At 68.4% G+C, this 24,058-nt stretch carries 25 protein-coding genes and 1 riboswitch; of the genes, 10 read left to right on the forward strand and 15 right to left on the reverse strand.

What is annotated here, in order from left to right:
* Nucleotides 1-16: 16 nt before the first annotated feature.
* A complete protein-coding gene (locus ST3T6A_RS19995; RefSeq protein WP_019833051.1) occupies nt 17-376 on the forward strand; it encodes a hypothetical protein in 360 nt (119 codons plus the stop codon).
* On the opposite strand, the gene cobF is transcribed toward ST3T6A_RS19995, so the two are convergent.
* From cobF to ST3T6A_RS0111405, 5 genes are read right to left on the reverse strand one after another with little or no spacing between them, the layout of a single operon-like run.
* Nucleotides 351-1,121, reverse strand: coding sequence for a precorrin-6A synthase (deacetylating) (cobF, locus tag ST3T6A_RS0111385; protein ID WP_019833052.1), 771 nt, complete (start codon nt 1,119-1,121; stop codon nt 351-353). The genes ST3T6A_RS19995 and cobF overlap by 26 nt on opposite strands.
* Nucleotides 1,118-2,431, reverse strand: coding sequence for a cobyrinate a,c-diamide synthase (locus tag ST3T6A_RS0111390; RefSeq protein WP_019833053.1), 1,314 nt, complete (start codon nt 2,429-2,431; stop codon nt 1,118-1,120). The genes cobF and ST3T6A_RS0111390 overlap by 4 nt, the downstream gene beginning before the upstream one ends.
* A complete protein-coding gene (gene cobM, locus ST3T6A_RS0111395) occupies nt 2,428-3,219 on the reverse strand; it encodes a precorrin-4 C(11)-methyltransferase (RefSeq protein ID WP_019833054.1) in 792 nt (263 codons plus the stop codon). Before cobM ends, ST3T6A_RS0111390 begins: the two co-directional genes overlap by 4 nt.
* Nucleotides 3,216-3,581, reverse strand: a complete 366-nt coding sequence (locus ST3T6A_RS0111400; protein WP_019833055.1) for a cobalamin biosynthesis protein — start codon at nt 3,579-3,581, stop codon at nt 3,216-3,218. Before ST3T6A_RS0111400 ends, cobM begins: the two co-directional genes overlap by 4 nt.
* Entirely contained in the window at nt 3,578-4,786 is a 1,209-nt protein-coding gene (locus ST3T6A_RS0111405) for a bifunctional cobalt-precorrin-7 (C(5))-methyltransferase/cobalt-precorrin-6B (C(15))-methyltransferase (protein ID WP_026359638.1), read from the reverse strand. Before ST3T6A_RS0111405 ends, ST3T6A_RS0111400 begins: the two co-directional genes overlap by 4 nt.
* On the opposite strand from ST3T6A_RS0111405, the gene ST3T6A_RS0111410 reads away from it, so the two are divergent.
* Complete coding sequence (locus tag ST3T6A_RS0111410) at nt 4,785-5,534, forward strand: cobalt-precorrin-6A reductase (protein ID WP_026359769.1); 750 nt, start codon at nt 4,785-4,787, stop codon at nt 5,532-5,534. The two genes, ST3T6A_RS0111405 and ST3T6A_RS0111410, sit on opposite strands and share 2 nt — an antisense overlap.
* Here the strand turns inward: ST3T6A_RS0111410 and cobJ are convergent.
* From cobJ to ST3T6A_RS0111430, 4 genes are read right to left on the reverse strand one after another with little or no spacing between them, the layout of a single operon-like run.
* Nucleotides 5,510-6,259 carry a precorrin-3B C(17)-methyltransferase gene (cobJ, locus tag ST3T6A_RS0111415; protein WP_019833058.1) on the reverse strand — a complete coding sequence of 250 codons (750 nt, stop codon included), beginning with the start codon at nt 6,257-6,259 and terminating at the stop codon, nt 5,510-5,512. The two genes, ST3T6A_RS0111410 and cobJ, sit on opposite strands and share 25 nt — an antisense overlap.
* Entirely contained in the window at nt 6,256-6,981 is a 726-nt protein-coding gene (gene cobI / locus ST3T6A_RS0111420; protein WP_019833059.1) for a precorrin-2 C(20)-methyltransferase, read from the reverse strand. Before cobI ends, cobJ begins: the two co-directional genes overlap by 4 nt.
* A complete protein-coding gene (locus tag ST3T6A_RS0111425) occupies nt 6,978-7,607 on the reverse strand; it encodes a precorrin-8X methylmutase (protein WP_019833060.1) in 630 nt (209 codons plus the stop codon). Before ST3T6A_RS0111425 ends, cobI begins: the two co-directional genes overlap by 4 nt.
* Nucleotides 7,607-8,680, reverse strand: coding sequence for a hypothetical protein (locus ST3T6A_RS0111430; RefSeq protein ID WP_019833061.1), 1,074 nt, complete (start codon nt 8,678-8,680; stop codon nt 7,607-7,609). Before ST3T6A_RS0111430 ends, ST3T6A_RS0111425 begins: the two co-directional genes overlap by 1 nt.
* Before the next feature lie 203 nt (nt 8,681-8,883).
* A riboswitch (cobalamin riboswitch) is annotated at nt 8,884-9,097 on the reverse strand.
* A gap of 160 nt (nt 9,098-9,257) precedes the next feature.
* Here ST3T6A_RS0111430 and ST3T6A_RS0111435 point away from each other — a divergent pair.
* From ST3T6A_RS0111435 to ST3T6A_RS0111445, 3 genes are all read left to right on the forward strand, one after another.
* Nucleotides 9,258-10,184 (forward strand): ABC transporter ATP-binding protein, encoded by a 927-nt coding sequence (locus ST3T6A_RS0111435; RefSeq protein WP_026359639.1) that lies wholly within the window; start codon nt 9,258-9,260, stop codon nt 10,182-10,184.
* Nucleotides 10,181-10,957: an ABC transporter permease gene (locus ST3T6A_RS0111440; protein WP_019833063.1), complete on the forward strand. Its 777-nt coding sequence runs from the start codon at nt 10,181-10,183 to the stop codon at nt 10,955-10,957. The genes ST3T6A_RS0111435 and ST3T6A_RS0111440 overlap by 4 nt, the downstream gene beginning before the upstream one ends.
* Before the next feature lie 182 nt (nt 10,958-11,139).
* A complete protein-coding gene (locus ST3T6A_RS0111445; protein ID WP_157602784.1) occupies nt 11,140-13,773 on the forward strand; it encodes a glycoside hydrolase family 3 C-terminal domain-containing protein in 2,634 nt (877 codons plus the stop codon).
* Nucleotides 13,774-13,837: 64 nt separating this feature from the next.
* Here the strand turns inward: ST3T6A_RS0111445 and ST3T6A_RS0111450 are convergent, their stop codons facing one another.
* The 4 genes from ST3T6A_RS0111450 to ST3T6A_RS0111465 all read right to left on the reverse strand — a co-directional run bounded on the left by ST3T6A_RS0111450 (nt 13,838) and on the right by ST3T6A_RS0111465 (nt 17,759).
* Nucleotides 13,838-15,439 (reverse strand): inorganic phosphate transporter, encoded by a 1,602-nt coding sequence (locus ST3T6A_RS0111450; RefSeq protein ID WP_026359641.1) that lies wholly within the window; start codon nt 15,437-15,439, stop codon nt 13,838-13,840.
* Between the two features lie 188 nt (nt 15,440-15,627).
* Nucleotides 15,628-16,818 (reverse strand): MFS transporter, encoded by a 1,191-nt coding sequence (locus ST3T6A_RS0111455; protein WP_083937472.1) that lies wholly within the window; start codon nt 16,816-16,818, stop codon nt 15,628-15,630.
* 68 nt (nt 16,819-16,886) lie between these two features.
* Nucleotides 16,887-17,318: a VOC family protein gene (locus tag ST3T6A_RS0111460; RefSeq protein WP_019833067.1), complete on the reverse strand. Its 432-nt coding sequence runs from the start codon at nt 17,316-17,318 to the stop codon at nt 16,887-16,889.
* Between the two features lie 27 nt (nt 17,319-17,345).
* A complete protein-coding gene (locus ST3T6A_RS0111465) occupies nt 17,346-17,759 on the reverse strand; it encodes a VOC family protein (RefSeq protein WP_026359642.1) in 414 nt (137 codons plus the stop codon).
* 78 nt (nt 17,760-17,837) lie between these two features.
* Here ST3T6A_RS0111465 and ST3T6A_RS0111470 point away from each other — a divergent pair, with 78 nt between their 5' ends.
* The 3 genes from ST3T6A_RS0111470 to ST3T6A_RS20000 all read left to right on the forward strand — a co-directional run bounded on the left by ST3T6A_RS0111470 (nt 17,838) and on the right by ST3T6A_RS20000 (nt 20,307).
* The gene (locus ST3T6A_RS0111470; protein ID WP_019833069.1) at nt 17,838-18,284 is read left to right on the forward strand and encodes a GFA family protein; all 447 of its coding nucleotides are present in this window, start codon (nt 17,838-17,840) and stop codon (nt 18,282-18,284) included.
* Nucleotides 18,265-19,032: an alpha/beta fold hydrolase gene (locus ST3T6A_RS0111475; protein WP_019833070.1), complete on the forward strand. Its 768-nt coding sequence runs from the start codon at nt 18,265-18,267 to the stop codon at nt 19,030-19,032. The genes ST3T6A_RS0111470 and ST3T6A_RS0111475 overlap by 20 nt, the downstream gene beginning before the upstream one ends.
* Before the next feature lie 66 nt (nt 19,033-19,098).
* Nucleotides 19,099-20,307, forward strand: coding sequence for a GGDEF domain-containing protein (locus ST3T6A_RS20000; RefSeq protein ID WP_019833071.1), 1,209 nt, complete (start codon nt 19,099-19,101; stop codon nt 20,305-20,307).
* A gap of 38 nt (nt 20,308-20,345) precedes the next feature.
* Here the strand turns inward: ST3T6A_RS20000 and ST3T6A_RS0111485 are convergent, their stop codons facing one another.
* Together ST3T6A_RS0111485 and ST3T6A_RS0111490 are read right to left on the reverse strand one after the other, a co-directional pair.
* Nucleotides 20,346-20,822 (reverse strand): peroxiredoxin, encoded by a 477-nt coding sequence (locus tag ST3T6A_RS0111485; RefSeq protein ID WP_019833072.1) that lies wholly within the window; start codon nt 20,820-20,822, stop codon nt 20,346-20,348.
* Nucleotides 20,823-20,899: 77 nt separating this feature from the next.
* Entirely contained in the window at nt 20,900-21,856 is a 957-nt protein-coding gene (locus ST3T6A_RS0111490) for a glycosyltransferase family 2 protein (RefSeq protein ID WP_019833073.1), read from the reverse strand.
* Between the two features lie 103 nt (nt 21,857-21,959).
* On the opposite strand from ST3T6A_RS0111490, the gene ST3T6A_RS0111495 reads away from it, so the two are divergent.
* Nucleotides 21,960-22,520, forward strand: coding sequence for a YqgE/AlgH family protein (locus ST3T6A_RS0111495; RefSeq protein WP_019833074.1), 561 nt, complete (start codon nt 21,960-21,962; stop codon nt 22,518-22,520).
* A gap of 121 nt (nt 22,521-22,641) precedes the next feature.
* Entirely contained in the window at nt 22,642-24,051 is a 1,410-nt protein-coding gene (gene ahcY, locus ST3T6A_RS0111500) for an adenosylhomocysteinase (RefSeq protein ID WP_019833075.1), read from the forward strand.
* Nucleotides 24,052-24,058: the final 7 nt, after the last annotated feature.

Genomic DNA, 24,058 nt, shown 5'->3' on the forward strand with positions numbered 1-24,058 from the left:
CGCAGGAGGAGTCGTTATGGTCGACAAGCATTCGCCTCGCGGCACCGACAGGGACGAACATGGCGCGCTCGGCGATGTCCGGGAAGCGCTGGATGCGGACAGCCATGGTGCGCTCAAGGCCGATCCCTCGAACGAGGACGCCAAGCTCGATATCGGCCTCGACGAGAGTTTCCCGACGTCGGACACGCCGTCGCAAGTCCATGCCGGATCGAATGAACCGGCTCCCTCGTCGGGTTATGACGAGGCGGCGGAGCAAGCGATCCTCAGGCGGCGTGCGCGGACGCAGGCGCTCGTCGACGCCCTCCCGTGGATCGGGGCGGCGGTCGCGGTGCTGGCGGCCGGCGTGTTCGCTACGAGGTGGATGCGTCGAGACTAGGGGCGGCTTGCGCCCGGCGTAGCAGGTAGGTGTCCATGATCCAGCCGTGCGTCTGCCGAAGCTCGGCCCGGCGCGCCACGATCTCGGGGCCCGCCGTGGCAAGAGGCCCGTGGATCAACGCCTCCTGCGGCATGGCGAGATAAGCCCCCCACCAGATCGATATCCCCTCGGCCGTGAGGCGCTGAAAGGCACAGCCCCCGTCGAGCATCACGACGACGCTGTCCGTTCCGTCGGGCCAGCCTTGTTCGTGTAGCCACCGTCCGGTGGTGATGAGCACCGGCCGGGCCAGCTCGTTGAGGCAGATGCCGTGGGCTGCAGTCAGCGCCTGGATGCTGGTGATGCCCGGCACGACCTGGACTTCGGCGGCCCCCAGACGGGTCGAGATACGCAGGCTGCTGTCGTAGAGCGAGGGATCGCCCCAGACGAGCAGGGCGACCGATCCTCCCTCAGGCAGATGCCGTCCGATCTCCCGCATCCAGATCGCGGCGATGGCGTCGTGCCAGGCATCCACGGCTTCGAGATAGGGGAGCGTCGCGGCGCGCTCGGGCATGTCGAATTCCACCACGCGGGCGGGGCCGGTCAGTAGTTCGGCGCAGATCGTCCGGCGTAGGTCCAGCAGATCCGATTTCGCATCTTCCTTGCGCGGAAGCAGGATGAGGTCGGCCGCATTCATCGCCTTGATCGCGGCGAGCGTGAGGTGATCGGGATTGCCCGTACCGATGCCGACGAGCGCAAGCCGGATCATGCCGGGGCTCCTCCTGTCGCGACGAGGTGGAAGAAGGTGCCGGTGACATGGCCTCGCCGGGAGCCACTGGCGGAGACAGCCCGCCCCTCTGCGTCGATGACGTCGGCAAGGGGCTCGTCAGGCTGCTCGACGATGCGGGCATAGCGGAACTCATGCCCGCGCAGCACGGTGCTGCCGGGGATCGCACCGACCGGAGCATGAAGGCGTGCCGTCCTGTAGCCGAGGTGAAGGCGGCGCTCCGCATGGCTGGAGACGAGCCCCAGCAGCCCCGCCATCCGATGGACTTCACCTCCCGCATCGACGAGCGCGGCGCCGAGCGTCATATAGCCGCCGCACTCGCCATGGATCGGCTTGCGCATGGCATGATCGCGCAGCCCCGTGAGGAAGCGTGACGCGGCGGCGATGCGGCCGGCATGAAGCTCGGGATAGCCGCCGGGCAGCCAGACGATATCCGCATCCTGCGCCGGCGCTTCGTCGGCCAATGGCGAGAAGGGCAGGATTTCCGCTCCTGCCGCGCGCCAGCCTTCCAGCAGATGCGCATAAGTGAAGGAGAAGGCGACATCCTGCGCCAGCGCGATCCGCTGTCCGGGCGGCGTGCAGCGGAGCGGCGGCGCGGCTTTCTGGCGTCCGGGACGCGCGAGGGCCCGGACGGCCGGCAGATCGACATGGGCAGTCACGACGTCTGCGAACCGGTCGAGCCAATGGTCGAGATCGGGATGCTCGGCGGCCTGCATGAGCCCGAGATGCCGCTCCGGCAGCCGGACGTCGGGCAGACGGGGAATGGCGCCCAGCACGGCGATGCCGGCATGCTCCATCGCGCCGCGGATCAGGCGCTCATGCCGTTCGCTCGCGACCTTGTTGAGGATGACGCCCACGACGTGGACGTCCGGGCGGAAGCTCCGCAGGCCATACGCGACGGCGGCGGCGGACTGGCTCTGGCCGGAGACGTCCATCACCAGCAGCACGGGCCAGCCGAGATGGGCGGCGATGTCGGCGGTCGCGCCGCGGCCTGTCTCTCCGGGTGCGGCGGCGCCGTCGAACAAACCCATGGCGCCTTCCGCGATCGCGAGGTCCACGTCGCCCGCGCGTCCCGCGATCGCATCGAGGATGTCGCCTCCCATCGCCCATCCGTCGAGGTTGAAGGCCATCTGTCCGCAGGCGGCGGCGTGGAAGGCCGTGTCGATATAGTCAGGGCCGGTCTTGAAGGGCTGCACCCGAAGGCCCGCGCGCGTGAATGCCCGCATCAGCCCGAGCGACACCATCGTCTTGCCCGAGCCGGATCGCGGCGCCGCGATGACCAGTCCGGTCATTCCGACGATCCGGCGAAGCGCGAGCCTGCCGTCGCCGGGCGGAACCGGCGATCGTAGCCGGGCGCGTAGAGGCTGCTCTCGGCAAATCCCTCCGCGCCGAGCACGTGTCCGACGAGGATCAGCGCCGTGCGTTCCGGCGCGCTGGCCTCGGCGCAGACAGCCTCCACGGTGCCGAGCGTGGCGCGGACGACCCGCTCGTCGGGCCAGCTTGCGCGCCAGACGATCGCGACCGGGCACTCCGCGCCATAGACAGGCAGGAGATCGCGCACGACCTGCGCGAGATTGTGAATGGAAAGGTGGATGGCGAGCGTCGCGCCGGTCGTGCCGAAGGCGGCGAGCGTTTCCCGCGGCGGCATGGTGCTGGCGCGGCCGGGCGTGCGGGTGAGGACGACGGACTGCGCCAGCTCGGGCAGCGTCAGCTCCGCGCCCAGCGTCGCCGCCGCGGCCGCGAAGGAGGGGACGCCCGGCGTCACCGTGAAGGCGATACCCTCCGCGCGGAGCCGCCGGATCTGCTCGCCCATTGCGGACCAGACCGAGAGGTCGCCCGAATGGAGGCGCGCGACGTCCTGTCCGGCGTGATCGGCCTCACGGCAGAGCGCGATGATCTCGTCGAGCGTCAGGGGGGCCGTGTTCACGATCCGCGCGCCGGGCGGGCAATGGCCAAGCACGGCCTCGGGCACCAGCGATCCGGCATAGAGGCAGACGGGCGACTGCGCGATGAGATCCCGGCCCCGCAGCGTCAGGAGGTCGGGCGCGCCTGGGCCGGCGCCGATGAAATGGACGGTCATGCGGGGAATCCTTCGGCAAGCGCGCATGTCGCCAGGCGATCCGGCGAGATGTGACGGGGGGTGAGCAGCCGTGCGCCGGCTCCGGCTGCCACCAGCGCGGACGCTTCGGCGACGCTGCCGGTGCCATGGGCGGCAAGGCTGGCGGCGGAGCGGGTGGGCGTCGCCATGCCGGCGAGCGCCTCCGGCTCAAGCACGATCAAGGGAAGGGCGAGCGCCTCAGCCAGCCGGGCGAGAAGCGACGCCTTGGAGCGTGGGCCGGCCAGCGCGTCGACAGGCCTTGTCTGTGCCGACGCCATCGCCAGCGCGTCGCGCAAGGAAGCAAGGTCCGCGCCCGAGCGATAGCCGAAACCGGCGACGATCACAGTGTCACGCTCCACTGTGTGATGGGGTAGGAGGATCGCCATCCGCGCCTCGTCCCGAGCGGAGCCGCCGTGGCCAGTTCGATGCGCAGCAGCTCTCCGCCTTTGCGGGTCTGCCAGGAGGCCAGCAAGGCTTCGGATTCCAGCGTGACGGCATTGGCCACCAGCCGCGTTCCGGGCGCCGACATCGTCCAGAGCGTTTCGAGCAAAGCCTCGCGGAGGCCGCCGCCTATGAAGATCGCATCCGGCTTCGGCAGGTCCGCGAGGCCATCCGGCGCGCGCGCCTGGATCAGCCGGAGCCGATCGACACCCAGCCGCGTCGCATTGGAGCGTGCGCGGTCGGCACGCGTGGGGTCGGCTTCGATGCCGATCGCTTGGGTCGAGGGATGGGCGAGCAGCCATTCGATCGCGATCGATCCCGACCCGGTGCCGATATCCCACAGCATCTCGCCGGGACGTGGCGCGAGGGCGGAGAGCGTCAACGCGCGGACGGGGCGCTTGGAGATTTGGTGATCATGCTCGAACCAGTCGTCCGCCAGCCCCGATGTGTGCGGCATCACATCGCCTCCGCCCGCGAAGGCGATGCCGACGGCGACAGGGTGGGGGATATCATCGAATGCCAGCGTCTCGGCCGTGGCGGCGCGCACCCGCTCGCGGTGGCCGCCCAGTGCCTCCATCACATGGAGTTCCGAGGCTCCGAAACCCTCCGCCCGCAGATAGTCCGCCAGCGCGCCGACTGACGCGCCGTCGCGCACCAGCACGATGGCGCGTCGTCCCGGCGCGAAGCTCCGACGCAGCCGCGTGAGGGGGGCCGCGTGGAGGCCGTGGCACTCCGTTTCGGCCAGCGGCCAGCCGAGATGCGCGGCGGCGAGCGCGAAAGTGGAGAGGGCGGGGTGGGCGACCCATTCCGCCCGATCGAGATGACGCGTGATGGTTGTGCCCGCTCCGAACCAGAAGGGATCGCCCGAGGCGAGCATCACCGACGGCTGCCCGCGTCGCGCCAGCAGGGCGGGGATGCCGTCCTCGAAAGGCGCTGGCCAGGGGTGAAGCGCGGCCGTAAGAGGCGGCAACAGCGCCAGATGGCGAGGGGCGCCCATGACGAACACAGCCCGCTCCAACGCCTCGCATGCTGTGCGGGAGAGGCCGTCGACGCCGTCCTCGCCGATGCCGACGATGGTGAGCCACGGACCGTCAGGAGACACGGGCATTCGCAACATCCTCATCCTGGGAGGGACCACGGAGGCGAGCGCGCTGGCAGCCGCCCTCGCCGAACGGGGCGATCGCGCGCTGCTGAGCTATGCCGGGCGCACCGAGCGGCCGCGCGCGCAGCCGGTGCCGGTTCGTATCGGCGGCTTCGGCGGGGCGGACGGATTGGCGGATTTCCTGCGGCGGGAGCGGATCACGCATCTTGTGGATGCGACCCATCCCTTCGCGGCGACGATCAGCGCCAACGCGGCTGCGGCCGCGCGCGAGACGGGCGTGCGGCACATCCTCCTGACGCGGCCAGCATGGGCGCCTGCCGAGGGTGATCGCTGGACCTCCGTGCCCGACCTCGCTGCCGCCGTCGGCGCGCTGGCGGGCCCGCCGCGTCGCGTGATGCTGGCGCTGGGGCGGATGCATGTCGAGGCCTTCGCCGCCCAGCCGCAGCATCATTATCTGCTCCGCTTCGTGGGTGCGCCGGAGGTTCCGCCGGCGTTGCCGCGCCACACGCTCGTCGTCGATCGGGGGCCGTTCACTGTCGAGGGCGATCTTCATCTGATGCGCGAGCAGGCGACCGATCTGCTGCTGTGCAAGAATGCAGGCGGCAGTGGAGCGGAAGCGAAGCTGATCGCGGCCCGCACGCTCGGCCTGCCCGTGATGCTGATCGATCGCCCGCGGATGCCGGCGGCGCGGATCGTCCATGATGTCGGCGCAGTGCTCGGCTGGCTGGATCATTCGGCCGACCTCGGCGTGTAGAGGATCGGCGCCCCCGGCCGCTCGATCAGACGCGTGCGGCTGGAGCCGACGATCACCATCGTGCGCATATCCGCCATCTCGGCGGTCGCTTCGCCCAGCGGCACGATGCGGAGCGTCTCCTCCGGCGTCGAGACGGCGCGGGCGAAGAGGACGAGGCGGGCATCCCCGCATTCCTCGCGCAGCACGGAGAGGGCGCGGGCGAACCCCTCCGGCCGGGCGCGGGAGCGGGGGTTGTAGAAGGCCATGGCGAAATCCGCTTGCGCCGCCAGTCTCAGGCGCCGCTCGATCAGCGGCCAGGGCTTCAGATTGTCCGAGAGGTTGATCGCGCAGAAATCGTGGCCCAGCGGCGCGCCGGCCCGCGCGGCGGCGGCGAGCATCGCGGTGATGCCCGGCAGGACGCGGATATCGAGCGCGCGCCAGCCGGCGGGGCCGGCCTCCAGCGCCTCGAACAGGGCCGAAGCCATGGCGAACACCCCCGGGTCGCCCGAGGATACCACCACCACACGCCGGCCCTCTGCCGCGAGGCCGAGCGCGAAGGCCGCACGTTCCAGCTCCACGCGATTGTCCGAAGCATGGAGCGCCAGCCCCTCGCGCGGCGCCACGCGCGCCGCATAGGGGCCGTAGCCGACGATATCGGTCGCCTCCGCCAGCGCGGCGGAGACCTCCAGCGTGATCAGCGCTTCGCCGCCGGGGCCGAGCCCCGCGACCGCGACCCAGCCACTCACGGCCGTCGCCCCTGTCCGTGGATCAGCAGGATCGAGAAATAGGCGGTGACCGCATCCGCCTCGGCCAGCGGGGTCACGCGCTCTTCCGCCATCGTCGCATATTCGATCAGCCAGGCGGCATCCCGCTTCCCCGCCGCCTCCACCGCGCGGCGGAGCTTGGGGAGGTTGCGGCCGATCTTCATCACCGCCAGCGCGTCGGCGTCGCGGATGCGGCGGACAAGCTCCTCCTCGGGCAGCGTCGCCATCACGACGGACAGCACGTCATCCCCCCAGCCGATCGGCGTGCCGCTGGCCGTCCAGGCGCCGGACAGGCCGGTGATGCCGGGCACCACCCTGACGGGCGCCACGCCCGCCAGCCGGCTGTGGAGGTGCATGAAGGAACCGTAGAAGAAGGGATCGCCCTCGCACAGCACCACCACGTCCTCGCCCGTGGCGGCCAGCGCGGAGAGATGCGCCGTGCAGTCCGCATAGAAGGCGGAAAGCAGGGCGGCGTAGCGTGGATCGCTGAAGGGGATTTCCGTCGTCACCGGATAGTCCATGGGGAACTCGATCGCCTCGGGACGCAGCATGCCCTCGACGATCCGGCGGGCATGACCCTGCCGCCCGGCCTTGCGGAAATAGGCGATGTGGCGTGCGCCCCGGATGAGGCGGTCCGCGCGGACGCTCATGAGGTCCTGCGCGCCCGGCCCCAGCCCGACGCCGTGGATGGTGCCCACGCTCATTCGGCGGGACTCGCCAGTGCGTTGACGGCGGCGACGGTGATCGCGCTCCCGCCGAGCCGTCCGGCGACGATGCATCTCGGGACGGGGAGCGCCTCCCACAGCGCGTCCTTCGATTCCGCGGCGCCGACGAAACCCACGGGACAGCCGATGATCGCCGCCGGACGCGGGCAGGCGGGGTCTTCCAGCATGGTGAGCAGATGGAAAAGGGCGGTCGGCGCGTTCCCGATCGCGGCCAGTGCACCCGCCAGATGCGGCCGCCACAGCTCGATGGCGGCAGCGGAGCGCGTGGTGCCGAGCGCGTGTGCCAGTTCGGGCACCTGCGGGTCGTTCAGCGTGCAGAGGATCGGATTGCCGGCAGGCAGGCGCGCGCGGGTGATGCCCTCCGACACCATCCGCGCGTCGCAGAGGATCGGCGCACCGCCCTCCAGTGCGGCGATCGCCGCCTCCGCGAAGCCGGGGGAGAAACGGATATGCGCCGCCAGCTCCACCATGCCGGCAGCGTGGATCATGCGGACGGCGACCCGCTCCTCCGTGCCCGAGAAGTCGCTGAGATCGGCCTCCGTCCGGATGGTGCGGAACGACTGGCGGTAGATGGCGGCGCCGTCGGTTTCATAGGCATAGGGCATCAGGAAGCTCCGAGGAGAGCGAAGATCTGGTCGGGTGTCAGCCCCTCGCGGAAGGGCGGTCCGCCGGCGCGTGCGTGATGCGCGAGGTCGAAGCGGCCGTTGCAGCCAGTGAGGACGAGGTCCGCCTCGCCGGGACAGGCGCAGCCCTTGGCGCATCCCGAGACATGGAGGCGACCCTCGACATGCGGCGCCAGCCGCCGGGCGATCGCGCGGGTTGCGACGGTCGCCTGCGGGCAGGCCGGCCGGCCGGGGCAGGCGTCGACCCTCAGCAGCGGGTCGTCTGGATCGGGGCTCGGCTCCGCGCCGGGCCGGGCGCCCTCCAGGATCACGCCGCGCCAGGGCGTCAGGCGGATGGCCCGGGCATCGCCGTCCGACAACAAGGATGCCAGCCGTCCGGCCTCCAGCTCACCGAAGGGCGCGCCGCGGAAAGCGCCGTCCGCTGCCCGGATCGTCTCGGCGCGCGAGCGAGGCGGGAGCGGCGCGACCAGCGCGTCCATGCCCGGCAGGGGCGTGGCGTGGCGCGCCATGCGGCCGGAGCGATGCCCGCCCGTCGCGACGAACCAGTGGGCGAGCGTCACCAGCGCGTCGACCGCTCCGTCCACATCGATGGGAAGCCCCTCCGCGTGCCCCTCGGCCCGCAGGATAAGCCCGCCGCCGGTGCCGCGCTCGATGCGAAAGTCCGCCGGCGTGCCCGACAGCGCGGGCGCAGGCCCGGCATCGATGGCTATGCCCATTTTCGCCGGCAGATCGGGCAGTTCGTCGATGCGCGCCAGCAGCGCGGACGCGATCCGGTGCGTGTCGTCGCCCGTCCGCCAGTCAGGCACCAGAAGAATGGCACGCCGTGCATCCCGCTCGGGGATCGGGTCCACGAGACCGGCCGCGACGAGTTGCTCGATCAGTGGCCGCCAGAGGGCTTCCGTCACGCCCCTGAGCTGGAGCGCCCCGCGATTGGTGAGGTCGATCCGGCCGTTTCCGAACCGGGTGGCCGCGTCATGCAGCGCAAGGGCCTGCGCGTGGCCGAGCCGGCCGAAGGGCGGGCGGAGGCGCATCAGCCAGCCGTCGCCTGCCTCCATCGGCCGCCATGCGGTGGGGCACCAGCCGCGCACCCCATGCCGATCGGCCGTCGCGAAGGGGGGCAGGGATGGGTCTCGCATGTCTTCGCCTTCCACATGTCGCACGGCGGGCAGGCGGCCATCGCCGCATACCCCGCGGCCGCAGCCGCCCTATCCGTCGCTCATGCGGAAAACCGAGCCCCGATCTCTCCCTGGATCAAGGCGGAGCGACCCTTGCGGCGGCAGGTCTCCTGGCTCACGGGTCGTCGCTCGGCGCATACCTTCCCGGAGCGGGCTCCAGTGGCCGACCTGCCGTGGGGGCAGGTCTCATGCGTCTCGCTCGCCGCTTACAGTTGCAGGGACAGCCATGGAGTTGGGAGAAGCCCGCACCATGTTCCCTATTAAGCCCCGAGGGGCACCGTCGCGATCGATGGAGGCGGGCGATGCCCGCTTCCGGCCGCGAGCCATAAAGGCTGAGCGGAGGTCTGGAAAGATGGGATCGGATGCCCGTCGGCGGTGATCCGCGCGAAATCGGTTGTTCGAGGCCTGCAAGCCCGCCTAGGTTCGGCGCCGTCACGTTCATCGCTGCCCGGAAGACATCATGCCGATCATCTCGTTGAAGGGGCTCGCCAAGACCTATCGGACGGGGCATGTCGCGCTCCAGCCCACCGATCTGGATATCGAGAAAGGCGAGATCTTCGCCCTGCTGGGGCCGAACGGCGCCGGCAAGACGACGCTCATCAGCATCGTGTGCGGCACGGTGACGGCGAGCGGGGGCGAGGCGCTGGTCGACGGGCATGATATCCGCCGCGACTATCGCGCTGCGCGCTCGATGATCGGGCTGGTGCCGCAGGAGATATCGCTCGATATCTTCATGACGGTGTGGAACTCGGTGCGGCTGAGCCGGGGGCTGTTCGGCCGCTCCGCCGACCCCGCCTATCTGGAGCAGTTGCTCCGCGACCTGTCGCTCTGGGACAAGCGCGACGCCAAGGTGATCGAGCTGTCCGGCGGCATGAAGCGTCGCGTGATGATCGCCAAGGCGCTGAGCCACGAGCCCGACATCCTCTTCCTCGACGAGCCGACCGCCGGTGTGGACGTCTCGCTCCGGCGCGACATGTGGGCGCTCGTCCGCAAGATGCGCGCCAAGGGCGTCACCATCATCCTCACCACCCATTATATCGAGGAGGCCGAGGAGATGGCCGACCGCGTGGGCGTGATCGACAAGGGCCGCCTGCTGCTAGTCGAACGGACCGAAGACCTGATGCACAAGCTCGGCAAGCGCCAGCTCACCCTCTCGCTCCCGGACCCGCTGGAAACCGTGCCGCCAGCGCTCGCCGACTGGCCGCTGGAGCTGGCGGACGGGGGCAACAAGCTCGTCTACAGCTTCGACAGCCACGCGGAGGACAATGGAATGCCGGCTCTGCTCAAGCGACTGGACGAACTGGGCATCGGCTTCTCCGATCTCGACACCAGCCGGAGTTCGCTGGAAGACATCTTCGTCGGCCTCGTGGAGCAGCAGGCATGAGCGCACGGGGCTTCAACGCGATCGGCGTCTGGTCGCTCTACCGCACGGAGATGGCGCGCATGGTGCGCACCGTCTGGCAGAGCATCGCCACGCCGGTGATCACCACGGCGCTCTATTTCATCGTGTTCGGGGGGGCGATCGGGTCGCGGATGCAGCATGTCGGCGGTGTGGGGTATGGCGCGTTCATCGTGCCGGGGCTCGTGATGCTGTCGCTGCTGACGCAGAGCATCTCCAACGCGTCCATCGCCATCTACTTCCCGAAATTCACGCGGACGGTGTTCGAGATCCTCTCCGCGCCGATCTCGCCGGGGGAGGCGGTGCTCGCTTATGTCGGCGCGGCGGCGACCAAGTCGATCATCCTCGCGCTCATCATCCTCGTGACCGCTACCTTCTTCGTCCATCTGGAGATCCTGCATCCGTTCTGGATGATCGCCTTCCTCGTGCTGACGGCCATCGCCTTCGCGCTGTTCGGCTTCATCATCGGCATCTGGGCGGAGAATTTCGAGCAGCTCGCGATCGTGCCGTCGCTGGTCATCACGCCGCTCACCTTCCTCGGCGGGGCCTTCTATTCGATCGACATGCTGCCCCAGCCGTGGAGGACGGTGAGCCTGTTCAACCCCGTCGTCTATCTGGTCAGCGGCTTCCGCTGGAGCTTCTACGGGCTGGGCGACGTGGGCGTGGAGAAGAGCCTGCTCTTCACCCTGCTGTTCATCGGCCTGTGCCTCGGGCTGCTCGTCTGGATATTCCGCACGGGCTATCGGCTGAAGCCCTGACACGCAGCGACTTGCCCCCGGCGGCCGGATCGGCCTATGCAGGTCATGATAACGCTAACAGACGTGTGGAGAGGGGGCCATGGGCGTCCCAACGGACCGGGCGAACGCACCCGCCGATCGCGACACCGCGATCCGGTCTCCCTCGTCGATGGCCTGACGCATATCAACAAGGGGAGGTGGCGATGCGCCGTTCGTTACTGGGGTCTTCTTTCCTGACGACATTGTCGCTGCTGGCCTGTGCCGGAGCGGCCGATGCGCAGGGGGTGGCGAAGGCACCCTGGCTCGATCCCTCGCTGCCGGTGGAGAAGCGGGTCGACGATCTCATTTCCCGCATGACGCCGGAGGAGAAGGCGTCGCAGCTCAGCAACCAGTCGCGCGCGATCCCGAGGCTCGGCGTGCCGGCGTACAACTGGTGGAGCGAGGCGCTGCACGGCGTCGCGCGCAACGGCTACGCGACCGTCTTCCCCGAGCCGGTGGGCCTCGCGGCCACCTTCGATCCGGCCGCGATCAAGGAGATGGGCGTCGCCATCGGCACCGAGGCGCGCGTCAAGTTCAACATCGTCGAGCGCGCGGGCGGCGAGCATCATATCTATCAGGGCCTCGATTTCTGGTCGCCCAACATCAACATCTTCCGCGATCCGCGCTGGGGGCGGGGGCAGGAGACCTATGGCGAGGATCCCTATCTCACCGGCAAGATGGGCACCGCCTTCGTGCAGGGGATGCAGGGCGACGATCCGCGCTATTACCGCGTGATCGCCACCGCCAAGCACTTCGCCGTCCACAGCGGGCCGGAATCGACCCGCCACGAGGCGGACGTGACGGTCAGCAAGCATGACCAGGAGGACACCTATCTCCCCGCCTTCCGCGAGCTGGTGACGGAGGGCAAGGTCGCCTCGGTGATGTGCGCCTACAACCGCATCAACGGGCAGCCGGCCTGCGCCAGCGACTTCCTGCTGACCGACCAGCTCCGCGATCGCTGGGGCTTCACCGGCTATGTCGTGTCGGACTGCGACGCCATCGCCGACATCCAGCGTGGACATCACTTCACAAAGACGCTGGCCGAGGCGGCCGCCGTCTCGCTGAAGCATGGCGTCGACAATGACTGCAACAGCTTCTCCGGCACGCCGGGCGGCCCGGCGCTCTATCAGCTCTATCAGGACGCCATGACGCAGGGCCTCGTGACGCAGCAGGAGGTGGACACCACGCTGCGCCGGCTGTTCACCGCACGGATGCGGCTCGGCATGTTCGATCCGCCTGCCAGCGTGCCCTATGCGCAGGTGTCGGACGATCAGCTCAACTCGCCCGCCCATCGCGCGCTGGCGCTGAAGCTCGCCAACGAGTCGATGGTGCTGCTCAAGAACAACGGCGTGCTGCCGGTGAAGCCTTCGGTGAAGACGATCGCCGTGATCGGCCCGCTGGCCGATCAGGTGGACGTGCTGCTCGGCAATTATAACGGCCAGCCGATCCATCCGGTGACGGCGCTGGACGGCATCCGCGCCGCCTTCCCGAATGCGAAGATCGTCTACGAACCGGGCACCAATTTCCTGCGCGCCGCCACCACCATCCCGGCCACCGCGCTCAGCGGGCTGGATGGCCAGCCGGGGCTGAAGGCCGAGTTCTGGGCCAAGCCCGATTTTGCTGGCGCCCCGCAGGTCACGCGCACGGACGCCATCGTCAATCTCGACGGCGACATGGCGCCGGTGCTCGACAGCGAGACCCTGTCGTCGCGCTGGACGGGCTTCATCACTGCGCCCGAGACCGGCGAGTATGAGATCGGCATCGGCGGCCCGAATGCGAAGCTCTGGGTCGACGGTACGCTGATGGTCGAAAACGACGCCCAGCAGCGCAAGCCGCAGATGAAGACGATGCACGTCGAGAAGGGCCATCGCTACGCGATCCGGATCGATCAGGCGCCGGGCAAGGGGCCGGTGATGCGGCTGGTGTGGAACCCGGTGGTGCAGGATCCGCTCAACCGCGCTGTGGCGGCGGCGAAGACGGCCGACCTCGTGATCGCGGTGGCGGGCATCAGCTCCGCGCTGGAAGGCGAGGAGATGAAGGTCGACGTCCCCGGTTTCCAGGGTGGCGACCGCACCAGCCTCGACATGCCGGCTGATGAGGAAAACCTTCTCAAGGCGGTGAAGGCGACCGGCAAGCCGATGGCGCTGGTGCTCATGAACGGCTCGGCGCTGTCGGTGAACTGGGCGGCGGCGAATGTCGATGCGATCCTCGACGCCTGGTATCCGGGCGAGCAGGGCGGCGCCGCGATCGGCCAGACGCTGGCGGGCGTGAACAACCCGTCCGGCCGCCTGCCGGTGACCTTCTACACCGGCGTCGGCGAGCTTCCGCCCTTCGACGATTATGCGATGAAGGGCCGGACCTATCGCTATTTCGCGGGCAAGCCGCTTTACGCCTTCGGCCATGGCCTCAGCTACACGCGCTTCGCTTATGCGGCGCCGAAGCTGTCGACGGCGAAGCTCAAGGCGGGCGGCACGCTCGGTGTCGATGCGACGGTGCGCAATGCCGGCACGGTGGCGGGCGACGAGGTGGTGCAGCTCTATCTCGGCTTCCCGAAGGTGTCGGGCGCGCCGATCCGGGCGATGCGCGGCTTCACCCGCGTCCACCTTGCGCCGGGCGAGAGCAGGAAGGTCCATTTCGATCTCTCGCCGCGCGACCTGTCGAGCGTGACGGAAGCAGGCGATCGGGTGGTTGCGGCCGGCGGCTACACGCTGACGGTCGGTGGTGGCCAGCCGGGCACCGGTGCGGCCGGCGCCTCCGCGACGTTCGCGATCGAGGGCACTAGCAAGCTGGCCGAATAAGGCGCACGAAAAAGGGGCAGTGGTTTCGACCACCGCCCCTTTCTTTTCGTCCGATGTCGCCGGTTCAGAAAATCTGCGACAGGATCACATAGAGGGTGCCCGCCAGCAGGATCGACACCGGCAGCGTCAGCACCCAAGCCAGCACCAGATTGCGGATCGTCGACATCTGGAGGCCGGAGCGGTTCGCCGCCATCGTCCCCGCCACGCCCGAGGACAGGACGTGGGTGGTCGACACCGGCAGACCGAAGGAGTCTGCAAGCCCGATCGTCGCCATCGCCACCAGCTCGGCCGAGGCGCCCTGTGCATAGGTGAGGTGCGACTTGCCGATCTTCTCGCCCACCGTCACCACGATCCGCTTCCAGCCGATCATCGTGCCGAGGCCAAGCGCGAAGGCCACCGCGATCTTCACCCAGGTCGGGATGAAGCGCGTCGCCTTGTCGAGCGAGCCCTTATAGTCGGTCAGCGCCTTGCCTTCCGCCTCGCTGAAGCCCGCGCTCTTGTTCGCGGAGACGCGCTTGATCGCCTCGGATGCCAGATACATGTCGTTGCGCATGTTCTTGGACTGCGTGCCCGGTACGTGCGCGATCGTGCCGTAGCTGCTCACCTGACGATCGATGTCGCCGATGAGCGCGGCGAGCGACGGGACGGTGTCCGGCGTCTGCGTCTTGTTGGCGATGAAGCTGGTCACGGCCGCGCGGGCATCCGTCGCCGGGCCGACGCCGCCGTTATGGGCGGTCAACGCCTTCTGGGCGTTCAGCGAGCTGGTGTGGAACTGCGCTTCGTAATGCGCCGGCACCGCGCGGTTGAGCGCATAGGCGGTGGGCACCGTGCCGATCAGGATCAGCATGATGAGGCCCATGCCCTTCTGGCCGTCGTTCGATCCGTGCGCGAAGCTGACGCCCGTGCAGGTGAAGACCAGCAGCAGGCGAATCCACCACGGCGGCGGCAGGCCGTCCTTGGGCTCGCTGTAGAGCGCCTTGTTCTTGATCGTCACGCGCGCCACGAAGAAGAGCAGCGCGGACAGGAAGAAGCCGATCAGCGGCGAGAACAGCAGCGCATAGCCGATATTCTGCGCCTGGCCCCATTCGACGCCCGACGTGCCGCCGCGCCCGTGCAGCAGGGCGTTGGCGACGCCCACGCCGATGATCGAGCCGATCAGCGTGTGCGAGCTGGAGGAGGGGATGCCGAGATACCAGGTCGCGAGGTTCCAGATGATCGCTGCGATCAGCAGCGAGAAGACCATCGCGAAGCCGGCGTCCGATCCCACCTGGAGGATCAGCTCCACCGGCAGCAGCGAGACGATGCCGAACGCCACCGCGCCGGTCGACAGCAGAACGCCGAGGAAGTTGAAGAAGCCCGACCACACCACCGCGATATGGGCCGGCATCGAATTGGTGTAGATCACCGTGGCGACGGCGTTGGCCGTGTCGTGGAAGCCGTTGACGAACTCGAAGCCGAGCGCGATCAGCAGCGCGATGAACAGCATCACGAACGGCAGCACAGCGCGCGCCTGAACGCCGGCCGCCGCCGCATCCGTATAGACGCTGTATGCCACGAACAGGATCGCCGCGAGCACTGCGGCGCCGAAACCAATTCCCCCGGCTGTTCCCAGACCCTTTTCAAGATCGGGTCTCGAAGACACCCGAGTCTCTGCCATCGTCGCCATGACGCTGTCTCCCCAGAGTTCTCTGGGGATATCGCTAATGCGACGATGTGACAGTTTGGCGGTCGGTGTTAACCTTGAGTGACCCGGCGCGCCCGAGGGGTATTGCTTCCGATGGACTCGGAAGCCTTTGGCTTAGACCCTCAGATGGCCGACCGCGTATAGCGGAGAGGTCGTGGCTGGATGGAGCCCTATCGGCGGCCTCGCTGCCCCAGCATCTCGGCCAGTACGGTCGTCACCAGCATCCCGAACGCCAGCAGCGTCACGGCGACGCCCAGCGCCAGCCAGCCCCAGCGCGTCACCACCACGCCGCCGAGCGGAGGCCCGATCAGCGCGCCGCCCGCGCCGAATTGTGTGATGAGGCCGTTGACGGTCGCGATGCGGGGGCTGTCGGCGGTCTCGGCGCCCGCCATGCGGGGGAGGCGCGCGAAGATCAGTGGCGGGGCGATCCCGCTCGCCACCATGAAGGCCATCGCCGCCGCTCCGCTGAGGATCGCGGCGCCGGGAAGCTGGGCGATGTGCGGCTCGAAGACGAGCAGCGCCAGCAGGCAGCTCGCGGCAAGGCTGACCGTGATCAGCAGCAGCACCGTGCGCATGTCTTCCAGCCCATGATGGAGCTGCCGCGCCGCATAGGCCGATCCCGCCAGCGCGAACAGCGAAGCCGCGCCCGTGATCGCCGCCGCGATGCTGACGGGGATGCCCATCCGCTCGATCAGGAAGGTCGGAAGCAGCATGGAGAAGGCGCAGATATATGTCGTGTAGAAACCGAAGCTCAGCGTCGATACCCAGCCGCTGAGCGCGGGCAGCTCCAGCCGGGGGCGGGCGCCGGTCCGCTCGACGCGGCGCGCCAGCAGCGCGATGGCGATGCCGGCGGGCACCAGCGCCCAGCCGAGCATGATGATGCGGGGGGAAGCCAACTCCAGCGCGAGGCCTGTCACCGCGCTCCCGAATGCCACGCCCACCGGCACGAAGGTGCTCCACAGCGCGAGTGCGGTGCCGCGTTGGGCGTCGCTGGCGATGGCGGCGATCATCGTCGGCGCTGCCGTCACGACCAGCAGATAGCCGATGCCTTCGATCGCGCGGGCGGAGAAGAGGAGCGGCACATTGACGGCGATGGCTTCCAGCATTCCGGCGGCGGCGAGCAACCCGAGCCCTGCGAGCAGGAAGCGGCGCGTTCCCACCCGGCCCAGCGCCAGCCCCGCCGCGAAGCCGAACAGGCCGCCACCCACTTCCAGCAGCGAGATCAAGAGCCCGGTTTGTGGGAGGGTGAGGCCGTAGCTTTCCCGCAGGATGGGCGCCAGCGAGGACATCTTGGCAAGCTGGGCTGCGGCGAGCACGCCGACCAGCCACAAACCGACGATCCGACTCCACGAATTCCGCATGGCGCTCCCCCTATTCCGGGCGGACGGGAGAGCGCCATGGCAAAAATGCGCGATCCGGTTCGTGGGCGTTACGAGGCCAGATCGAGATTGATCAGCTCGCCATTGACGATCCAGTGGCAGCCGAAGCGATCGGTCACCATGCCGAACTTCCGTGCCCAGAAGGCGTCGCTGAACGCCATGGTGATGGTGCCGCCCTCGGCCAGCGCGTTGAAGATGCGCTCGGCTTCCTCGACACTGTCATAGTTGAGCGTCAGCGAGACGCCGTGGATGCCCTGATAGGGCATGTGCGGGGGGCAGTCGCCGGCATAGAGGAAGACGCCGCCGTCCAGCTCAAGCCGTGCGTGCATTATGCGGTCGAGATGCTCGGGCGGGCATTGGTCCGCCATGGGCGACTGGGCCGCGCTCATCATGCCGAGCGTGCCACCCAGCGTCTTCGCGTAGAAGCGCATGGCCTCCGCGCAGTTTCCGTCGAAGGCGAGATAGGGAATGGGCTGAAGCATGTCCGTCTCCTGTCGGGTCTTGCGGGTTCAGGCGTGCGGGGGCGCGGCGTTCGGGTCCATCCACATCACTTCCCAGATGTGGCCGTCCGGGTCCTCGAAGCTGCGGCCGAACATGAAGCCGTAATCCTGCGTCGGCGTGGGGTCGGCCTTGCCGCCCGCGGCGACGGCCTTGTCGACGGCGGCGGAGACGGCCTCGCGGCTGTCCTGCGACACGCAGAGCAGCACCTGCGCCTGCCGGTGCGCGTCCACGATCGGCCGGTCCGTGAACTGGCGCCATTTGTCATGGGTCAGAAGCATGACGTGGATCGTTTCGGAGAGCACCATGCAGGCGGCGGTCTCGTCGGTGAAACCGGGGTTGTTGGTGGCGCCGACCGCTTCGTAAAAGGCTTTCGAGCGGCCGAGATCGCTGACGGGAAGGTTGATGAAGATGAGCCTGCTCATATCCTGCTCCTTGTGGTGGCCCGGCGAGACGGCCATCCTTCTTATGGTGTCACCTTAACCTCCGGGGAGGGAAAGCCGATGCCCGATATCATGACCGGCGGATGCCAGTGCGGGCGAGTGCGCTATGCGGTGCCTATCGCCTCCGACGAAGCCTATCTGTGCCACTGCAACTATTGCAAACGCGCGACGGGCGGGGTGTCGATTGCCTTCAAGAATGTCCGCTTCGCCGACGTGACGTGGACCAAAAGCCCGCCGGACTGGTATCAGTCCTCGCCGATCGCGCGGCGGCCTTTCTGCTCGGCCTGCGGCACGCCGCTCGGCTTCCAATTCCTCGACGGCGAGAATATGGACCTCACCGTCGGCTCGTTCGACGATCCGTCCCGCTTCCGCCCGACCTCGAACTTCTCGATCGAGACGGCGCTGACCGCGTGGATGGATGCCTCGCAACTTCCCGGCAAGCGCCTCGACGAACATGCGCCTGCCGTCGATCGCTGGATCAAGGACATTGGCAAGCTCCCCGACTGAACTTCCCGTCCACCGTTTCAACAGTTTCGACGGCATCGAGCTTGCCTATCGCGAGATGGGCGAGGGCCGGCCGCTGGTGCTGATCCACGGCTATTTCTCGACCGCGATGGTGAACTGGGTGCGCTACGGCCATGCCGGGAAGATCGCGGCCAAGGGCTACCGGGTCATCATGCCGGACCTGCGCGGCCATGGCGACAGCGCCAGGCCGCACGACCCCGCCGCCTATCCGCGCGACGCGCTGGCCGACGACGGCTTCGCCCTGATCGAGCATCTCGGGCTCACCGACTATGATCTTGGCGGCTATTCGCTGGGCGGGCGGACGACGATGCGGATGCTGGCGCGGGGTGCGAAGCCGGGCCGGGCGATCGTCGCCGGCATGGGGCTGGACGGCATCCTCAACACGGCAGGGCGGGGCGGCTATTTCCGGCACGTGCTGACCAACCTTGGCAGCTTCGAGCGCGGCACGCCCGAATGGCTGGCGGAGGCCTTCCTCAAGACGGTGCAGGGCGATCCGGTCGCGCTGCTCAATGTGCTCGACACCTTCGCCGACACGCCGCGCGAGGAGGTGGAGGCGATCGCCATGCCGGTGCTGATCGTCGCCGGAAGGGACGATGACGACAACGGCTCGGCCGAGGCCCTGGCGGATCTGCTCCCCCATGGCCAGCATGAGGTCATCCCCGGAAACCATATGAGCGCGGTGACCCGGCCCGAGCTGGGCACCGCCATCGCGGAGTTTCTGTCGAAATAATCTTCTCTCGGGGTGAGCCGGTGAGGATTAGCAATTCTTTCATCGCCCTGGCCCGATAGGTCGCCGATGGAATCGGCCGTGGTCATCCTGTTCAGCCTCATCGCGACGAGCCTGCTGCTGTGCATCGCGCTCGCCGTCGCATGGCGACGCTTCGGCCAGGAGGCTCACGCGGCCTTCTGGTCGCTGGCTTATGGGCTGTCGGCGGCGAACTGGACGGCCAATCTGCTCAAATTATGCTTCCTGCCGGCGGGGTCGAGCCTGACCCTGATGTCGGCGGTCTGCTCGGTCGGCAGCTTCGCGCTCATCGCGCTGGGTTTCCGGCGGAGGGCCGGACTGCCGTTGCGGCTGGACGCGATGATGGTGGCGGCCACCGTCACCATCCTCCTTGTCGGCTTTGCCCTGTGGGGAGCGGCCAGTTCCGGCGTGCAGCGGTCGGCGGTGCTGCTGTTCTGCGCGGCGATGATGGTCGTCTCCGCGATGTCCCTGCGCAAGACCGGTCACGATGGCCGCCGTGCGACGGGGGGAGCGGCCTTCTGGATGCTCGCGCTGTTCGCAGCTTATGCCACGGGGCTTGGGCTGCTCGCGCTGTTCGGCGGAAATGCGGGTTATGATCTCTATCGCCTGCTGTTCCTGACCGGCGTGCCGACCGGGCTGTTCGGCGTCGGGCTCTTCGCCATGTTTCTGCTGGCGGCGGACCTGGCCGAAGGGATGCGGCAGGTCGCCGCGAGCGATCCGCTGACCGGCATCCTCAATCGACGCGGGTTCGAGCAGGCGGCCGAGCCGCTTCTCGCGCGTTGCACGGGAGAGAGGCGGCCGCTGGCGGTGGTGATCGCCGATATCGATCGCTTCAAGACGGTCAACGACCGCTTCGGCCATGCGGTCGGCGATCTCGTCCTCCAGCGCTTTGCGGCGCACATGTCGGCGATGCTCCGGCCGGGCGACCTGTTCGGGCGGCTGGGCGGCGAGGAGTTCGTGCTGCTGCTCCCCGACACGGACGGGCGCGAGGCGGTGGCAGTGATGGAGGCGGCGCGTGGCGGCCTCGCCTCGGCGGTGCATGATCTCCTGTCGATCGGCAACGTGACGGCGAGTTTCGGCATCGCGTCGCTGTGGCGGGGAGAGACGCTGCGCGAGATGATCCAGCGCGCGGACGAGGCGCTCTATCGTTCCAAGATGGACGGGCGGGACCGGATCACGCTCTGCCCGCTGGCACCGGCCGGAAAGGCCGTGCGGTATGAGCAGTGGACGGCCGACGAGCCCCGCAAGGCCGTCGGCTGACGCGACCGGATCGGCGAGACCCGGCCGCGTCCTGACGTTCAGAGCTGGCCGAGCAGATGGTCCGCCGTGCTGACCTTGAACTCACCCGGCGCCTCGACATTGAGCTGCTTCACCACGCCATTCTCGATCAGCATCGAGTAACGCTGGCTGCGCGTGCCCATGCCATATTTCGAGCCGTCCATGGTGAGGCCCACGGCCTTTGCGAAATCGCCGTTGCCGTCGGCGAGCATGGTCACCGCATCGGCGTCGTTGGCCTTGCCCCAGGCGCCCATGACGAACACGTCGTTCACCGAGGTGCAGGCGATGGTGTCCACGCCCTTGGCCTTGAGATCGGCCGCCTTGTCGAGGAAGCCGGGAAGATGGCGCGCCGAACAGGTGGGCGTGAAGGCACCCGGAACGGCGAAGAGGGCGACCGTGCGGCCCTCGAAGAAATCCCGGCCGATCGGCTCCGGGCCGTCGGCGGTCATGGTGGAGAAGGTGGCGTCGGGCAGAGTGTCGCCGATCTGGATCGTCATGGGGAGCGTCCTCTCATTGGGCCGCAAGCGCGGCGAAACCGCCTCCGCCTAGCGCAGTGCGCCGACGGTCGCCAAGCTCAGATATCGGCTTCCCGCCGACGCCGCCAGCGAAGCACCGGTCCGGCCAGCGGAGGGACGGCACGGAACAACCCCATCATCATCCGCCAACGGGGAGAGCGTGCCCCCGCCCGGTGGCGATGGAGAAGTTTGAGTCCCGCCGACGTCCGCCCGGTCATGACGAGTTCCTCGCCTTCCGCCCAGCCAGCCTCGCGACGCATCTGCTCCATCATCGCCGCTGCAATCGCGGCTTCCGGCCGCCCGGCAAGACGCTCCACCGCTTTTTCATAGACCCGTGCCGTTGCCAGCCGGAGCTGGCGCGTCGCCGAGGAGAGCGAGCCCGGTCGACGCCGATAGATCGCGAGCGGCTCGGGCACCTGCGCGATGCGCCAGCCCTGCTCGACGATGCGGAGCCACATGTCGAAATCTTCGGCCGCCGGCAGGGTCTCGTCGAATCCGCCGGTCGCGTCGAATGCCTCCCGCCGCAGGATCGCCGCGACAAACACGTTGAAGCTCCGGTCGAGCAGCGCTGCCAGCGTCGGCGTTGCTGCCTGCCCATGATATTCGGAGAAGCGGCGCCCCTTGCGCGAGGGCTGGCCGGAATAGGTGGCGTCGCAGGAGACGATGCCGAGATCGGGCGCGGCGCGGATCGCCGCGACCATGCGCTCCAGATAGTCCGGCCGATACTGATCGTCGCCATCGAGAAGCGCGATCAGCGGTGCGCGGGACGCGGCGATCGCCCGGTTGCGCGCGGCGGACAGGCCGCCATTCTCCGTCGCGAGAAAATGGATGCGCGGATCGGCGGCGACGAACGGGGCCACCGCGCCGGCGACGTCGTCGGGCGCGCCGTCATCGATGACGATCGCCTCCCAATCGCGGAAAGTCTGGGCCTGGAGCGATGCCAGTGCCTCGCCCACGAGGTGGGCGACGCCCCAGGCGGGTAAGATGACCGATACGGCGGGACGGGTTTCGCTCATGATCCGGGTCGCCCTAGCACCGATTGGTCGTTTCGCCTCGTGAACAAGCCGTCATCCGCGCGTGACGTGGACCGGGCCGTCTCATCGCGGTAGAGCAAAGAGCATGGATAGTCCGCGCTTTCTTGTCGGCCAGATTCTGCTCGCGATGCCGGGTATCGGCGATCCGCGCTTCGAACATGCGGTGATCGCGATGTGCTCGCACGACGAGAGCGGCGCGCTGGGGATCGGCATTGGGGCCTATGTTCCGGGGATCGGGCTCCATGCGCTGATGCGGCAGCTCGATCTCGATCCGGGCGAGGCGCCGGACGCGCCGCTCCATGCGGGCGGGCCAGTCGAGCCCAATCGCGGCTTCGTCATCCATAGCGACGATTGGGGCGGGGAGGGCAGCGTCGATGTCGCGGGCCGCTGGCGGCTGACCGCCACCCTCGACGTGCTGAAGGCGCTGGCCGAGGGGCGCGGGCCGTCGCGCTGGCTGGCGGCGCTCGGCTATGCGGGCTGGGGTGCGGGGCAGCTCGACGACGAGATGGCCGCCAACGGCTGGTTCGACGTGCGGGGCGACGAGCGGCTGATCTTCGAGGGTGACGCCTCGCGCCGGTGGAGCGCCGGCTTCGCCTCGGCGGGTGTGGACGTGCGGCTGCTGTCGAGCAGCTCGGGCCGCGCATGACGCTGGCGTTACACATATAAAGACATCTTTATATTTGCATCCCGCTCGGTCAGGCGTTAGGTCGCGAGACGCTGTCGGCCGCACGTCGCTGGGCCGACCCCAGACTCCGGGAGCTTTTTCCGTGGCTACTGCCTCCGTTCAGCCCATCGCCGATTATGTCGTCCGCGACCTCTCGCTTGCCGCCTTCGGCCGCAAGGAGATCGAGATCGCCGAGACCGAGATGCCCGGCCTGATGGCGCTTCGCGAAGAATATGGCGCGTCGCAGCCGCTCAAGGGCGCGCGCATCACCGGCTCGCTGCACATGACGATCCAGACCGCCGTGCTGATCGAGACGTTGACCGCGCTCGGCGCCGAGGTCCGTTGGGCGTCGTGCAACATCTTCTCGACCCAGGATCATGCCGCCGCCGCCATCGCGCAGTCGGGCGTGCCGGTCTTCGCCGTGAAGGGCGAGACGCTGGCCGAGTATTGGGACTATGTCGGCCGCATCTTCGACTGGGGCGACGAGCCCTGCAACATGATCCTCGACGATGGCGGCGACGCCACCATGTTCGTGCTGTGGGGCGCGAAGATCGAGGCGGGCGCCGAGCTGCCGGCTCCGGAGAATGAGGAAGAGGTCGAGTTCCAGCGTGCGCTGAAGGCGTTCATCGCCGCCAAGCCGGGCTACCTCACCCGCACCGCCGCCGCCATCAAGGGCGTGTCGGAAGAGACCACCACCGGCGTCCACCGCCTCTACGAGATCGCGAAGAAGGGCGAGCTTCCCTTCCCGGCGATCAACGTCAATGACTCGGTGACGAAGTCGAAGTTCGACAATCTCTACGGCTGCAAGGAGTCGCTGGTCGACGCCATCCGCCGCGGCACCGACGTGATGCTGGCCGGCAAGGTGGCGTGCGTCGCGGGCTTCGGCGACGTGGGCAAGGGCTCGGCCGCTTCGCTCCGCAACGGCGGCGCGCGCGTTCTGGTCACCGAGGTCGATCCGATCTGCGCGCTCCAGGCCGCGATGGAAGGCTATGAGGTCGTGACGATGGAAGAGGCGGCCACCCGCGCCGACATCTTCGTCACCGCGACCGGCAACGCCGACGTCATCACGCTCGACCACATGCGTGCGATGAAGCCGATGGCGATCGTCTGCAACATCGGCCACTTCGACAGCGAGATCCAGATCGGCGCGCTGTCCAACATGAAGTGGACCGAGATCAAGCCGCAGGTCGACGAGGTCGAGTTCCCGGACGGCAAGAAGATCATCGTCCTGTCGAAGGGCCGCCTGGTGAACCTCGGCAACGCGACCGGCCATCCGTCCTTCGTGATGTCGTCGAGCTTCACCAACCAGACGATCGCGCAGATCGAGCTGTTCACGGCCGGCGACAAGTACGCCAACCAGGTCTACGTGCTCCCGAAGCATCTGGACGAGAAGGTGGCGCGCCTTCACCTCGACAAGCTGGGCGTGAAGCTCTCGAAGCTGACCGAGAAGCAGGCGGCCTATATCGGCGTGAAGACCGAGGGTCCGTTCAAGCCGGATCATTATCGCTACTGATCGGACG

Origin of the sequence: Sphingomonas sp. PR090111-T3T-6A, assembly GCF_000383095.1 — a bacterium.
Lineage (GTDB): Bacteria > Pseudomonadota > Alphaproteobacteria > Sphingomonadales > Sphingomonadaceae > Solisphingomonas.

Excerpts from the sequence above, each read along its gene's own strand:
- ST3T6A_RS0111445 (WP_157602784.1), top strand. The coding sequence starts at position 11,140 with ATGCGCCGTTCGTTACTGGGGTCTTCTTTCCTGACGACATTGTCGCTG.
- ST3T6A_RS0111440 (WP_019833063.1), top strand. The coding sequence starts at position 10,181 with ATGAGCGCACGGGGCTTCAACGCGATCGGCGTCTGGTCGCTCTACCGC.
- cobI (WP_019833059.1), bottom strand. The coding sequence starts at position 6,981 with ATGAGCGTGGGCACCATCCACGGCGTCGGGCTGGGGCCGGGCGCGCAG.
- ST3T6A_RS0111425 (WP_019833060.1), bottom strand. The coding sequence starts at position 7,607 with ATGCCCTATGCCTATGAAACCGACGGCGCCGCCATCTACCGCCAGTCG.
- cobF (WP_019833052.1), bottom strand. The coding sequence starts at position 1,121 with ATGATCCGGCTTGCGCTCGTCGGCATCGGTACGGGCAATCCCGATCAC.
- ST3T6A_RS0111490 (WP_019833073.1), bottom strand. The coding sequence starts at position 21,856 with ATGAGCGAAACCCGTCCCGCCGTATCGGTCATCTTACCCGCCTGGGGC.
- ST3T6A_RS0111470 (WP_019833069.1), top strand. The coding sequence starts at position 17,838 with ATGCCCGATATCATGACCGGCGGATGCCAGTGCGGGCGAGTGCGCTAT.
- ST3T6A_RS0111430 (WP_019833061.1), bottom strand. The coding sequence starts at position 8,680 with ATGGAGGCAGGCGACGGCTGGCTGATGCGCCTCCGCCCGCCCTTCGGC.
- ST3T6A_RS0111455 (WP_083937472.1), bottom strand. The coding sequence starts at position 16,818 with ATGCGGAATTCGTGGAGTCGGATCGTCGGTTTGTGGCTGGTCGGCGTG.
- ST3T6A_RS0111495 (WP_019833074.1), top strand. The coding sequence starts at position 21,960 with ATGGATAGTCCGCGCTTTCTTGTCGGCCAGATTCTGCTCGCGATGCCG.
- ST3T6A_RS0111390 (WP_019833053.1), bottom strand. The coding sequence starts at position 2,431 with ATGACCGGACTGGTCATCGCGGCGCCGCGATCCGGCTCGGGCAAGACG.
- ST3T6A_RS0111460 (WP_019833067.1), bottom strand. The coding sequence starts at position 17,318 with ATGCTTCAGCCCATTCCCTATCTCGCCTTCGACGGAAACTGCGCGGAG.
- ST3T6A_RS0111405 (WP_026359638.1), bottom strand. The coding sequence starts at position 4,786 with ATGCCCGTGTCTCCTGACGGTCCGTGGCTCACCATCGTCGGCATCGGC.
- ST3T6A_RS19995 (WP_019833051.1), top strand. The coding sequence starts at position 17 with ATGGTCGACAAGCATTCGCCTCGCGGCACCGACAGGGACGAACATGGC.
- cobM (WP_019833054.1), bottom strand. The coding sequence starts at position 3,219 with ATGACCGTCCATTTCATCGGCGCCGGCCCAGGCGCGCCCGACCTCCTG.
- ST3T6A_RS0111465 (WP_026359642.1), bottom strand. The coding sequence starts at position 17,759 with ATGAGCAGGCTCATCTTCATCAACCTTCCCGTCAGCGATCTCGGCCGC.
- ST3T6A_RS0111485 (WP_019833072.1), bottom strand. The coding sequence starts at position 20,822 with ATGACGATCCAGATCGGCGACACTCTGCCCGACGCCACCTTCTCCACC.
- ST3T6A_RS0111450 (WP_026359641.1), bottom strand. The coding sequence starts at position 15,439 with ATGGCGACGATGGCAGAGACTCGGGTGTCTTCGAGACCCGATCTTGAA.
- ST3T6A_RS20000 (WP_019833071.1), top strand. The coding sequence starts at position 19,099 with ATGGAATCGGCCGTGGTCATCCTGTTCAGCCTCATCGCGACGAGCCTG.